The sequence below is a fragment of the Chryseobacterium sp. HNCC26DJ241 genome (assembly GCF_057180505.1).
This window is the reverse complement of record NZ_JBXUGL010000021.1, coordinates 1-14,165: the sequence shown is the minus strand read 5'-3', so window position 1 is coordinate 14,165 and position 14,165 is coordinate 1. Positions and strand designations below refer to the sequence as shown.

At 34.1% G+C, this 14,165-nt stretch carries 8 protein-coding genes, 1 tRNA gene and 1 pseudogene; 6 read left to right on the top strand and 4 right to left on the bottom strand.

Features of this window, described 5'->3' with window-relative positions; all coding sequences use genetic code 11:
• A complete protein-coding gene (locus AC2A1C_RS10675; RefSeq protein ID WP_484025696.1) occupies positions 1-3,309 on the top strand; it encodes a cytochrome c biogenesis protein in 3,309 nt (1,102 codons plus the stop codon).
• A gap of 53 nt (positions 3,310-3,362) precedes the next feature.
• Here AC2A1C_RS10675 and AC2A1C_RS10670 read toward each other — a convergent pair whose 3' ends face one another.
• The 3 genes from AC2A1C_RS10670 to AC2A1C_RS10660 are packed head-to-tail and all read right to left on the bottom strand — an operon-like array spanning position 3,363 to position 5,590.
• Positions 3,363-3,974, bottom strand: a complete 612-nt coding sequence (locus AC2A1C_RS10670; RefSeq protein WP_484025695.1) for an HAD family hydrolase — start codon at positions 3,972-3,974, stop codon at positions 3,363-3,365.
• On the bottom strand, positions 3,965-5,143 hold the full coding sequence (locus AC2A1C_RS10665) for a hypothetical protein (RefSeq protein WP_484025694.1): 1,179 nt from the start codon (positions 5,141-5,143) through the stop codon (positions 3,965-3,967). The genes AC2A1C_RS10670 and AC2A1C_RS10665 overlap by 10 nt, the downstream gene beginning before the upstream one ends.
• Positions 5,144-5,155: 12 nt before the next feature.
• Positions 5,156-5,590, bottom strand: a complete 435-nt coding sequence (locus AC2A1C_RS10660; RefSeq protein WP_484025693.1) for a type I restriction enzyme HsdR N-terminal domain-containing protein — start codon at positions 5,588-5,590, stop codon at positions 5,156-5,158.
• Between the two features lie 5 nt (positions 5,591-5,595).
• Between AC2A1C_RS10660 and holA the strand changes: the two genes are divergently transcribed.
• The 4 genes from holA (at position 5,596) to AC2A1C_RS10640 (ending at position 8,452) form a co-directional block, all read left to right on the top strand.
• Positions 5,596-6,636, top strand: a complete 1,041-nt coding sequence (gene holA / locus AC2A1C_RS10655; protein ID WP_484025692.1) for a DNA polymerase III subunit delta — start codon at positions 5,596-5,598, stop codon at positions 6,634-6,636.
• A gap of 211 nt (positions 6,637-6,847) precedes the next feature.
• A complete protein-coding gene (trxB, locus tag AC2A1C_RS10650) occupies positions 6,848-7,789 on the top strand; it encodes a thioredoxin-disulfide reductase (RefSeq protein WP_484025691.1) in 942 nt (313 codons plus the stop codon).
• Between the two features lie 101 nt (positions 7,790-7,890).
• Positions 7,891-8,256, top strand: coding sequence for a fluoride efflux transporter CrcB (crcB, locus tag AC2A1C_RS10645; RefSeq protein WP_484025690.1), 366 nt, complete (start codon positions 7,891-7,893; stop codon positions 8,254-8,256).
• Positions 8,257-8,364: 108 nt separating this feature from the next.
• Positions 8,365-8,452 (top strand) — tRNA-Ser (locus AC2A1C_RS10640).
• Between the two features lie 252 nt (positions 8,453-8,704).
• On the opposite strand, the pseudogene AC2A1C_RS10635 reads toward AC2A1C_RS10640, so the two are convergent.
• Positions 8,705-8,909, bottom strand: a pseudogene (locus AC2A1C_RS10635) (IS1595 family transposase); the annotation flags it as partial.
• A 522-nt stretch (positions 8,910-9,431) separates the two neighbouring features.
• Between AC2A1C_RS10635 and AC2A1C_RS10630 the strand changes: the two are divergent.
• On the top strand, positions 9,432-14,165 hold a 4,734-nt coding region (locus AC2A1C_RS10630; protein WP_484025689.1), incomplete at its 3' end, for a beta strand repeat-containing protein.

Here is a 14,165-nt window from a genome sequence, read left to right as displayed (position 1 = left end):
ATGAAAAAAATCCTAGACATTCTTATTTCTACCAGAACAATGGCTGTTTTACTGTTGGTTTATGCAGCTTCTATGGCTTATGCTACTTTCTTGGAAAATGATTACGGAACACCTGCTGCAAAAGCATTGATTTATGAAGCCAAATGGTTTGAATTAATCATGCTTTTACTGATCTTAAATTTTATAGGAAATATTAAAAGATACCGTCTTTGGAGAAAGGAAAAATGGCCGGTTTTGGTTTTTCACCTTTCGTTTGTTCTGATTTTTATTGGTGGTGCCATTACAAGATATATCAGTTATGAGGGACAAATGCATATTCGTGAAGGAGCTACTTCCAATGAAATAGTGACGGATAAAAATTTCTTTAAAATCCAGATTGAAGAAAAAGGGGACGTTTTGAACTATAAGGAAATTCCGTATCTGATGTCTCCGATTCATAAAGATTTTGAAGCTAAATATGAATATCACGAAAAAAAAGTTGAAGTAAAAGCTCTTAATTATATTCAAAGAAAAAAAGACAGTCTTGTTGCGGATAATAATGGAGCAGAATATTTACATTTCGTAATTGCAGGAGATGCAGGAAGAGAAAATTATTACCTGAAACAAGGAGAAACACAAAGCATCAAAGGAACATTGGTTTCTTATAATCGTCCAATTGAAGGAGCGATAGAATTCCGAAATGAAAACGGTAAAATTTTGATAAAAACTCCTGTTGATGCCAATTATATGACGATGGCAACACAAGCAACAGGAGCTACAAAAAAAGATGAATATCAACCTTTGGCTTACAGAAGTTTATACACTATTAATGAGATACGATTGGTAGTTCCCGAAGGTTTGAGAAAAGGGAAATTGATGGCTTTTGAAGGGGATAAAAACAAGGATAAAAATCTTCCCGATCAATTGACTGTTGAAGTAAAAGGTCCAAAAAATAAATTGAACGTAGATCTTTCCGTAGAAAAAGGAAACCCAAATGCTTATAAACAAATTGCTCTCGACGGAATGAATATTATTTTAGGATTTGGTCCGAAAATCTACAATACGCCTTTTGCTTTGAAGTTGGATGATTTTGTAATGGAAACTTATCCCGGAAGTTCTTCTCCGAGTGCTTATGAAAGTCATGTAAAAATTGTAGATGAAGGAAAAGAAGTTCCTTATAAAATTTATATGAACCATGTCTTAAATTACAAAGGATATCGTTTTTTTCAGGCGAGTTTTGATCCTGATAGAAAAGGAACCGTTCTTTCTGTAAACCACGATTTTTGGGGAACATTGGTGAGTTATATCGGTTATGCATTTTTATTTTTAGGATTGTTTGTTACCCTTTTCTGGAAAGGCTCTCATTTTTGGAAACTTAATGAAATGCTAAAACAGACGAATAAAAAGAAAGTAATTTCAGTTTTATTAATTTTTATGAGTTTTGGCTTCAATGCACAGAAAATTGATATGCACGGAACAGATGGAAGTAAAAAAGTACTACCGGAAACTGAACACGCTCATTCTGAAAACGATGGACACAATCATTCCGCACAAAATTCGGATACTGCAAATCTTCAGCAAAATCAACAAAGTAAGCAAAATTCCGCTGCTCGTTCCATGAATAGAATGAGTGAAATTTCTGCTGATGAAATCATTGGAAGAAACAAAATTTCCAAAGAACACGCTGAAAAATTTGCTTATCTTCTGGTTCAGAATTTTGAGGGAAGAATCGTTCCTATGAATACTCAGGCTTTGGATGTTTTGAGGAAACTGTATAAGCATGACGAATTCAAAGGGAGTGATGGTAAATCTTTAGATGCAAACCAATGGTTTCTTTCCATTAATACCGATACGGAAAGCTGGACAATGGTTCCGCTCATCAGAATCGGAACAAGTGGAGGTGATCTATTGAAGAAAAAAACCAAAGCCAATGATGAAGGCTATACTTCATTGCTCAATCTTTTCCCTATAGATCCGAAAACAGGAATGCTGCATTACGTTTTAGAAGAAGATTACAATGAGGCTTTTAGAAAAAAACCTGCGGAACAAACCAGTTACGATAAAGAGGTAATTTCTGTAAATGAAAGAGTTCAGATTTTTAATGAATTTTTCAGCGGTCAATTTTTGAGAATCGTTCCCGTAAAAAATGATCCGAATCACAGATGGAATTCTTGGTTGGATGCCAATTTTCAACCGGACGAAGAATCACAAAAAATAATGGGACCTTATTTCTACAGTGTTTTGGAAGCAAAGCAAACCGGAAATTGGGCAAAAGCAGATTCTGAATTAAAAAAACTGATCGATTACCAGAAAAAATGGGGAAAAAACGTAATTCCTTCCGAGGATAAAATTAATCTTGAAGTTTTGATGAATACAGTGAATATCAACTTCAAACTTTTGATTTTTTATACCATTATCGGAAGTCTTATTTTAATTTTAGGTTTTGCAGAGTTATTTAAGCCAAACAAAACGGTAAATAAAATAATTAAAGGATTGATCTATGTTGGAGCGATCGGATATTTTTTCCATTTTCTTGGACTGATAGCGCGTTGGTATATTTCCGGACATGCACCTTGGAGCAATGGTTATGAAGCAATTATCTTTATCTCGTGGGTAGGAATTACAGCAGGATTTTTGCTTTACAGAAATTCAAACGCACTAATTCCTGCAGCCGGATTTATGGTAGCTGTTATTATGATGGGATTTGCACATGGAGGTTCGGCTCTTGATCCGCAGATTACGCCATTAGTTCCGGTTTTAAAATCCTATTGGCTGATTGTGCATGTTGCGATTATTACTTCGAGCTACGGATTTTTTGCTTTATCTATGATTATTGCTGTAATTACCTTGTTTTTCTATATCGTTTCTGATAAAAATTTATACAAATTTCATCATGATAGTACAATAAAAGAATTAACCATTGTTTCAGAAATGTCTTTAACAATAGGACTTTTCGCTTTAACGGTTGGAAATTTTCTTGGCGGAATTTGGGCAAATGAAAGCTGGGGAAGATATTGGAGTTGGGATCCAAAAGAAACTTGGGCTTTTATTTCCATTATGGTTTATGCGTTTGTTTTGCATATGCGTTTGGTTCCTGGTTTAAGAAGCAGATGGGCGTTTCATGTTGCGGCAATGTTTGCATTTTGTTCGATGGTGATGACGTATTTTGGAGTAAATTATTATTTAACGGGGCTTCACTCTTATGCAAAAGGAGATCCGGTTCCTGTTCCGCTTTGGGTATATCTTGGATTGGCATTCATGTTTTTGCTTTCGTTGATATCCTTTTTTAAATTTAGGAAGCTAAAAAAATCTCTGAAAATCCCAGTATAATCTGAATCCCGGTTTTAAAATTTCGGGCGAAGCCAAAGGCTTCGCCCGAAATTTTAAAACTCTACACCCATATCTTTCAATTCATTTTCCAAATTAGTATTTTCAGTAATGTGAACCGTAATGAAGCCTAATTTTTTTGCCACTTCAATATTCTTAGGATTATCATCGATGAAAACGGATTCCTCGGCTTTTATATCATAGCGTTTTAGTAAAACATTCCAAATTTGCGGGTCAGGCTTAATAAGTTTTTCATCGCCAGAAACCACAATTTTTCCATCAAAAATTTTGAAAAAATCATAATTTTCCAGAGCATATGGAAATGTTTCTGCCGACCAGTTTGTCAATCCGAAAAGCTGATATTTGGAATGCTCCAGTTTTCGCAAAACTTCCACATTTTCAGGAATATCACTTTTCAACATGGTTGTCCAGTTGTCATAATACGCACGGATTTCTTTTTCCCAGTCCGGAAATTTCCGCACCTGAATTTCTGTTCCTTCTGCCAAACTTCTTCCGCGATCCTGTTCTGCATTCCATTCGTCTTCGGCAATGTGTTTCAGGAAATATTCCATTTTTTCATCATTATTGAAATATTTTTTGAAAAAATATCGTGGATTCCAATCCATTACCACACCGCCAAAATCGAAAATTATATTTTTTATTGCCATTTTTTATTTTCTTGATTGATTAATTCATCAATTTTTTTATTGTAATTCTTTTTAGTAATTCCCGTTATTTTTTCCAATGCCGAAAAATAATTGCTACTATCTTTTTCATTGTATTTTCCGCACTTTAGAAATTCCATTACTGCATCAAAACCTTTTTCTTTTTCAATTTTCTCAACTAACAAAGCATTGATCACATATTCCGGATACAGATGTTTTTCCTTCGATTCTCCAAAATCTTCAAATTTTCCATACAAAGTAAACCAATCTGTATTTTTACTTTTAATCACTTTTTCAGAAAAACGTCTGAAAATTTCTTCCCATGTATATCCCCAACTTCCACCATAAAGATAAGCACAGGCTTCATCCAAAGGTTTATATGTACTATCTCTTGGTACGGAAACGTGCAATCTGTCATGCCATAAATCATGCGAATTAAAATCTCCAAAATTTCCTTTTTCACTAGAGAAAATTCCGATAGATTGGTTTTCATCGGTAGAAGTGAGAGTAAGACTAGAAGAACCGTTATAATTTGCTTTATAATCTACTCCTGCAATTTGCAACGTTTGTATTGCATCTTTTGTACAATAAATTTTGGTATTGAGTTTTGGATTCTTTACTTTCTGGTCAAATTCGTTGCTCAATCTTACGAATGTTTTTGCGTTTTCGGAATTTAGTTCATCTTCATAGATAAAAGTATAGTTATCTATAGTTGTTGTTTTCCAGAGCTTGGTTTCTTCCTTTAATGGAGAGGATACAGAAAAATTGCCGTTTTCTTTGTTCAATAGAAATCTGAAACTTCCGATAATGTAAGGTGTATTTTCATTAATTCCTATATATGAAAGTTGAATTTTGTAGAGATTGTCGTTTACTTTAGTAAGATTGGTAAGATAAGGTTTGTAAAAATAATCATCTTTGAATCTTCCGCTTTTTTCTATTCCTTTTAGCTCGTCTGTTTCAAGGAAAGTTTCAATTGCATTCGTTTTATTTATTACCGAAATTTCTTTATTAGATCTATCTTTTTCGCTTAAAAAAGAATTAATAGTAGAAATAATGGATTCGGTTTCCTTAGCATCTTTTGGCAAAATGATATTAGGATTTACAATGATTTTTGTTTGTGAAAAACCAAGACTTCCCATACAAAGAAGTAGAGTAGTGAGTTTACTTTTCATAGAATGTGTTTTTTAAATTGTGTATTGTTCAAAAATATAATTTCCATCTGTATAATTTGCAAAAATATGTTGATTTCCGTTGCTCAAAATAATTTTTTCTGCACCAATTACAAAATTATATCTGGCGGTTTGTTCAAAAACTTTTTCGGTGAGTTTTATTTTCGGAGCTTTGCATTCCACTAAAATTTCGGGCTTTGTTTTTTTGGTAACTAGCAGATCTATTCTTTTCGTAAGTCCGTTCAGTTCTATTTTTTTTTCGGTAATAAGTGCAGAGGTAGAATATCCTTTCACAATAAGAAAATACTGAATCCAGTGTTGCCGAACCCATTCTTCCGGAGTAAGCAAAAGCCATGATTTCCGAACCGAATCATAAATAAAAAACTTATCTTTGTCTTTCCTGAATGTAAAATCAAAAATCTCGGAAAAATTCAGTTTGGGAAGTTGCATTGCGTATGAAAGAATTAGATTCAATCCTCAAAAATATTAAAAATAAAGAACTTTTGCCTCTTTATTTTTTTCATGGAGAAGAACCATATTATATTGATGTCGCTGTAAAATCTTTTGAAAACAATGTTCTGGAAGAAGATGAAAAAGCTTTCGGGCAAACAGTAGTTTACGGAAAAGATACTAATTATGCTGAGATTCTTTCGCTGGCAAAACAGTTTCCGATGTTTGGAAATCTCAATCTGATTATCGTAAAAGAAGCTCAGGATTTGAAATTGGGAGATGATGAGACCAATGCTTTGCTGAATTATGTTGAAAATCCTGTACAAACTACGGTTCTGGTTTTTGCCCATAAAAATAAAAAATTGGACGGAAAAAAGCGTAAACTGAATGATCTGCTTAAAAAGAAGAATTTCATCTATCTAAGCGAAAAAATGCGGGATTATGAGGTTCCGAAATTTATTCAGCAGGAGCTGAACAATCAGAGTATCAAAACCGCACCCAATATTTCATTTTTGCTTGCAGAATACTTGGGAACGGATCTTTCCAGAATTACTAATGAAATTAATAAGCTGAAACTCGTCCTGAAAAACAATGAAATTTTAGATGAAAAGTTGGTAGAAAGACACATCGGAATCAGCAAAGAATTCAACGTTTTTGAACTTCAGAAAGCACTTGGACAGAAAGATTCCTCAAAAGCAATGAAAATTGTGTATTACATGGGAAAAAATCCGAAATCCAATCCGATTGTCATGACCATTTCTTCGCTGTACAATTTTTTTTCAAATATCATTATTTATCAAACCATGATTGGTCAACCGCAACAGAGCATCGCTTCGGAAATGGGTGTTAATCCGTTTTTCCTGAAAGATTATGCAGAAGCAGCAAGATTTTATCCATTGAAACACGCAACACGAGTTATTTCGATTCTTCGTGAAATTGATTTGAAAAGCAAAGGTCTTGGAGCGAATCAAACTGATGACAGTGAACTTTTGAAAGAAATGGTCTACAAAATTTTGAATGTAGATAAAACCAAGGTAAAAGTTTAAAATTATTTGGGCGTCTTTTTCCGTCTTCCGTTCCCGCTTTTTTGCTCCATTTCATTTCGCAAAAAGAGCTCCACTCAAGCCGGGACGCAACAGCAAGCCGCAAAATAACGAGCATTGACAAAATTCATTACTAAAGATTATAAAAAATTAAATTAAATCCCGATTTTTGTACCACTTTGAATATTAAACCCTAAACTTTGAACTTTATATAATGGAACAAAATATTTTAGATTGTGTGATTGTAGGTTCCGGACCTGCAGGTTTTACAGCGGCTATTTATGCAGCAAGAGCAGATTTGAAACCCGAACTTTATACAGGTTTGGAACCGGGTGGTCAATTGACGACTACAACAGAAGTAGATAATTTTCCGGGATATCCAAACGGAGTTACAGGTCCGGAAATGATGATGGATCTGCAAAAGCAAGCCGAACGTTTTGATACCAAAGTACATTACGAATTGATTACAAAAGTGGAATTTTCCAAAGAAGTGGGTGGTATTCACAAACTTTGGGCTGGAAATAAAGAAATTTTTGCAAAATCTGTTATTATTTCTACCGGAGCTACTGCAAAATACCTTGGCTTGGACGATGAAAAAAAATATTCAGGAGGCGGAGTTTCTGCATGTGCTACTTGTGATGGATTTTTCTATAAAGGAAAAGAAGTAGTGGTAGTTGGTGGTGGAGATACAGCAGCAGAAGAAGCGACTTATCTTGCAAAACTTTGTACAAAAGTTACATTATTAGTAAGAAAAGGGGAGTTTCGTGCATCGAAAGCTATGATTCACAGAGTAGAAAATACTCCAAATATTGAAGTGAAATTTTTCCATGAATTAATTGGAATTGAAGGTGAAAATAATCTCGTAGAAAGAGCAGTGGTTATCAATAATCAAACTCAGGAAATTTCTAAAATTGATGTTCACGGAATTTTCATTGCAATTGGGCACCAACCAAACACAGCACTTTTTAAAGATCAATTAACACTTGACGAAAACGGATATATCATAACTGAAAAAGGCTCTTCAAGAACAAATCTACCTGGAGTTTTTGCAGCTGGTGATGTTCAGGATCATATTTACAGACAAGCGATTACAGCAGCCGGAAGTGGATGTATGTCTGCAATGGACGCTGAAAAATATTTATCTGAATTAATATAATATTGTAGGAACGCGCCAAGAGGCGCGTTCAAAATATAGAAATGAAATATGTATGAATGCATCTCTCAAAATATACCAATTGATGTGTTCAAAAAAGTAAAATGAAGAATCTGATCTACATTTTTTTGGGTGGAGGTTTTGGAAGTGTTGCACGTTTCCTGATTTCCAATTATACCCAAAAATTATGGAATATTAATAGTTTTCCAATGGGTACTTTTTTGGTGAATATTACCGGATGTTTTCTGATTGGGATTCTTTCTTCATATTTTATGAAAGTGGATAATAGTTTGAAATTTCTTCTGATTTCAGGTTTTTGCGGTGGCTATACTACTTTTTCTACTTTTTCGGCAGAGAATTATTCTTTATGGCAAAATTCCAACTATGGAATTCTGATTTTGTATATAGCTTTGAGTATAATTATTGGGCTAATTGCGGTTTTTTTAGGGTTTCAATTTACTAAGAATTAAAAATTTTCCTTTGATAATTAGGCTTTTGGAAGAAATTTGCAAAAATAATTTGTACAGTATGTAAAAGCATGTTATATTTGCACCACTGAAAATGAAAATTTCATTTTTGGAGAGATGGCAGAGTGGTCGATTGCGGCAGTCTTGAAAACTGTTGACTGTAACAGGTCCGGGGGTTCGAATCCCTCTCTCTCCGCCAAAAACCTTGCAAATATTTGATTTGCAAGGTTTTATTTTTTCGGGTGTTATTATAGGTGCTAATTAAATTGGATCTTCTCAGTAGTAAATTCTTCTATGGCAATTACATTATCATTTCCAAACCATTTTTTAATAGGCTATAGACTAACAAACCCTTCAAATTATTAAAATTTTGTTGTTGTTTGTTGTTGTAAAAATAAAAAAATGTGGGTAACCTTTAGAAGAAGTCGTTAAAAAAGTTATCCCTATTTTTTTATAATTTCCATAACTCTTTTTCCATTTCGTTAGACTCTTTTCTCCATCTCCATTCACATTCTTTTAAGTGTGATATAAAAGTGGATTTTTTTAGCTAATCTTTTCTTGGTAAAGCTCCAAAAACTTTCTATTCCATGAATGTGAACCTCATTCTGGTTAGAAAAACTTTTGCTTTTATCTATCCTAAAATGTTTTTTTTCTCCCGTTTTTGTAGCATCAATATCACTACAAAAGTACCTTACTATTTTTTTTGAATTTACTAATTTTTCTTCTGTTCATAGGACTTGGGAACAAATTTATAAATTGTTTCCTAGTCTAAAGCCATTTAAATTCTCAGAAGAAGATTAAACTTATAATACCTTAAAAAATGTTTAAAAATAGATTTTTTTGATACTATCGAAAAAATCAAAAAATAGATGAATGACATAATAAATAAAATGAAAACTGAGACCATTTAAATTGATTAAAGTGAATAATAAAATATTTAATTTTTTTATCATTAATGAATTTAAAAAAATACTTAATAATCAATTTTATTTTAAAAAGGTAAATTATTTTAGTTGATGTGTATAAATTAATAGTGAAACTAAATTGGATGAATTGTAATTTTTTTTTAATAAAAATATCGGTGATACAAAAATTATGATAATTTTGCCCTCCATTTACAATTTTAAAAAAATATAAGATTTAACATTATCAATTAGGAAATAAAATTGCTTAAAAATATGGCAAAACAACTATTATCATTGAAGAAAAAAAAGTTTTTTTCTTTTACTTTCATGCTTTTATTTGTCCTTGGATGGACACAAAATTCACTTAATTCAGGAGATTTTTCAGGGGGATCTTGGGGATCTGGGCAATCGATGTCTCTTTCTGCAGGTAGCAGTTTGATCATTACCAAATCGGTAACATCTTCTGGAGACAAATATTTTAGATTTTATGGAGATGGTTCTCCTTGCGGTGAATATCAGGCCAACAGTAATGGTGATTTTTTCACGCATAGTACAGTGGTAACTTCACCAAACAGTAATTGCGGATCAAGCAATGCATGGAGAATCAATGTGCCAACAGCATCTTCTAATGTTGTTTTCAAAACAGACGGAGGAAATGATGGTATTGATTCATCGGTGGCATTCGTGGTTCAAGGAGCAATACGTTCTGTATCTTCTGTTGCTAGAACTAATCCTATTCCAAACACCAATGTTACAGTTACAGCTACTTTGGATGGTGCGTTAAGCACGGGTCAGGCTGTCTATTTACGTTATACCACAAATTCTTACTCTACTTCTACAGTTGTGCAAATGAGTGGTTCGGGAACTACATATACCGCTACTATTCCTGCAGCAACCAACACAGCAGGTGCAAACGTGAGCTATTATGTATTTACATCCGGTGATGCCAATGTTGCGGCAAATGGGTCTAATGCGGATTTATTCACCATCAATTTAAATAATAATGGTGGTTCTAACTATTCTTATACCGTATCTTCGAATCCTGTAACGGTTGTTTCAACTGGAGGTACTTCCACATTTGCAAGCTACCCTACATTAGCAAATGCTATTACAGCTATTGAAGGACTTACAATACATACTGGAACAATAACGTGTTATGTAAACGCTGGACATACAGAAACTGCGCCAGCTGGTGGATATGTTATTACAAATGCAACGGGAACTTCTGCCAATCCGATAACGTTTATTAAAAACGGAACGGGAACTAATCCAACTTTTACTGCACCAACACAAAGTACAACTGGAAATACGTATGCAGATGCAATATTTAAAATTATTGGTAGTGATTATATTACTATAGATGGATTTACGATGCAAGAGAGAGCTACAGGAACGCTTACTTATACAGGAACATCAAATAACGTAACAGAATTTGGAGTTGCTTTATTGTATGCTACGACTACCAATGGGGCACAAAATTGCACCATTAAAAACTGTACTATAGATATGGATATTAATAATCCAAACGGTTTTGGTATTTATTCCAATAATTCTCACAGTTCTACGATACCAACAACAACAGCCAACTCTACTACCGCAGCAGGTGCAAATAGTAATCTTACTATTACAAGCAATACCATTACCGATGTAAACTTCCCAATAGGTGTTATTGGTAGTACTAATGCGGCTGCAGATCAAAATGATGGTTTGATTATTGGTGGTAGCTTAGCAAATGCTAATACAATAACAAATTTTGGTAGAACTACACCAACTAATAGTTTTGTTAATGCTTCAGGAACAATAAATGGTATTTTGATAAGAAATACAAAAAATTATACAGTATCATACAATACGATTAATAATACCACTATTTCTTCGCCGGCATCATCGAGTACGTTACGAGCGGTTTTTGTAGATTCTTATTCTAATGCACCAACAGGAACTAATAATATAATGGTTTCTAATAATAAAGTATCTTTGAAAGCAAATGGAGCAACTTTATTTGGAATTCATGTCTCTTCAAATTCTGGAACGGCAACAAGTTTGGCAATTAGCAATAATGAATTTTCTAATTTTACAGTTCCAAGTGCTGCAACAACTTTTATTTCAAATTCGCAAACAGCTACAGATAGCAGCATCAATGCCAATGAGTTTCAGAATCTCAGTATTGCTTCTACGGGTAACGTAACTTTTATTTCTAATGGTACGTCCGCTCCTTCCGGTGGTAGCAAAACAGTAAACAATAACAAGATTGTTACAGGTTTTACAAAATCCGGAGCTGGAGGTACCGTTACCATTTACAATGATGCTGGAGGATCTGTTTCTGGATCAACAGTTACCAACACAGGTAATGATTTTTCTAATCTTACCCTGCCATCTGCTTCCACTACTATGTTAGGTTGGGTAAATACGGATAATTTTGGTTCGTCTTCTATGCCTACTAAAACTATCGATAACAATAAGTTTGAAAATTGGAGTGTTACTGCCGTAGCTGCTTGTGTAGTAATGGATCTGAACGGGTTTGGTGGTACTACATCATCCATATCAAACAACTCTATTAAAAATATTTCAAAATCCAGCACGTTTGCGCTTACAGGTATCAGTATTGGTAACAGAGGAATTGCTACTACTTTAAACGTTTCTAATAATACGATTGAAGCTTTAACATCTGGAACAGGAAGTTTAATTGGGATTCAAGATGTTAATCCATCTACTACTACAAACATTACATTTAATACCATTAAGAACTTAAACTCTGCTACTACTAATACCTTAACAGCAGTTAATCATCAAACTTCTGGAAACATATTGAATATTTTAAATAATACTGTTTCTGATATTAATGCAACAGGTACAACAGCTAGAGGTATAAGTAATTCAGCAGCTGCAACTATTAATATTGAGAATAATACAATTGATGATATTAATGTTAATAACTCGTTGTCTAATACAACAATAACAGGTATTAGTTGTTCTAATGCATCTGGAACTTCTCCTTCTATTAAGAATAATATTCTAACCAATTTTGTAAGCAACTCAACTCCTACATCTTCTCAAATTGTGGGAATTAGTCTTGGAGGATCACAAAGTTTTGATGTGAGCAACAATCAGATTAATACATTTACAGGAGTGTCACAAAGCACAAGTACAGGTTCATCGGCTTCTGTCATTGGTATTTTTACAGGATCTAGTGGTACGGCTCAAAAAATTAACAAAAATGTTATTCATAGTCTTAAAAATAATACAACTTCTGCAAGTAACACAACCGTAATGGCTATTGGTACTTCTTCTACTTCTGCAGGAGGGGAGGTTATTGGTAATAGAATTTACGGTTTCGAGAATAAAGCAACCGGAACCAATCCTTTTATCACAGCTTTTATCCCAACTGGAGGAAATTGGACATTTGCTAATAATATGATTAGTTTAACCAATGGTTCCAATACCAACGGAATGCAATGTACAGGTGTATTCGATAGTGGTTCTACCGGTACAAGAAATTATTTTTATAATACTATTCATATTGGCGGTAGTTCTACAAGTACACAAAATAGCGTTGCATTGCAGTTTAATTCTGCAACAGGAGCAACAGCAAATATTAGAAATAACATCTTGAACATGACCAGAACAGGTGGTGGTAAAAACTATGCAATTGCTAATTTAGGAACTACTATTTCTGGGTTTACGTCTACAAATAATGTTTTAAACGCATCTAATGCTTCAACAGTAGCTGCAACAACTGGTATCACGGACAGAACTTTTGCGGCTTGGCAAGCACTTGGTTATGACGCCAATAGTTTCAATGGTGTTTCATTTAGTTTTACCGATGTTGCAACAGCGGATTTACATTTACCATCAACTTCTTGTTCCGACATAGAATCAGGTGGAACACCAGTTGCGATAACTACCGATTATGACACCGAAACTAGAAATGCAACAGCACCGGATATTGGTGCGGATGAAATTAATGGAACAAAGCCGGCAAATATTTCTTTAACTCTGTCTTCACCGTCTGTTTGTGCAGGTAGTCCGGTAGATATTACGGCTTCTAGCACCGAAAGTTATACATATACTTGGGACGCAGACCCAACTCTGAACACAACGAGTGGTTCGGTAGTTACCGCTACACCAACAACTACCACTACTTACACAGTTACCGGAGTTTCGGCAGGGGGCTGTGCCAAAAAATCTACTATTACCGTTACAGTAAATCCTGCTCCAACGAATATTACATCTATCACAGAAACTCAAAAATCAGCTACTACAATTTCTTCATCTTGTGATGTGGATTATGTGGAACTGACTGCAGTGGGAGGAAACGTTGCTGGTTTAACAAAAGTGGTAAATTCGGGTACTGTAAATCTTGCTATTCCGGATGGTGATTTGACAACAGGAGTTTCACAAACTTTAGTAGTAAGTGGAATAGATGCTAGTTCCATTGTTTCAAAAATAGAGGTAAAACTTAATATTACTCATACTTGGGATAACGATCTCAGAATTAATCTGGAAGCTCCAAACGGAAAAATTGTCAATTTGGTTAATCAAGCAGGTAGTTCAAATGATAATTTTACTAATACAATTGTCACATCCGATACATCGGCTGCAACTTTTGCTTCCGGATCAGCTCCATTTACAGGAACTTTTACTGCAGATCTTGGAGATGTTGGTGTCATCGGTACAACTCCTAATGTCAATACCACAACTTTTTCAGATTTGTTTACAACACTAAATGGTAATTGGAAAGTGAGAGTGTATGATGATTCTTCGACAGATACTGGAACACTGTTAGATTGCTCTATTACAATTTATTATTCTTCACCGCAAATTACTTGGTCTCCAACAACTGGTTTATATACAGATACAGCACTTACAATTCCATATAATGGTACAGATTATTTGTCTACCATTTATGCTGCACCTGCAACAGCTACAGTCTACACAGCTAAAGCTACTACTGGAACTTGTGAAAAAACCAAAAGTACATCTTCTATAGTAAGAACTAGAAACAAT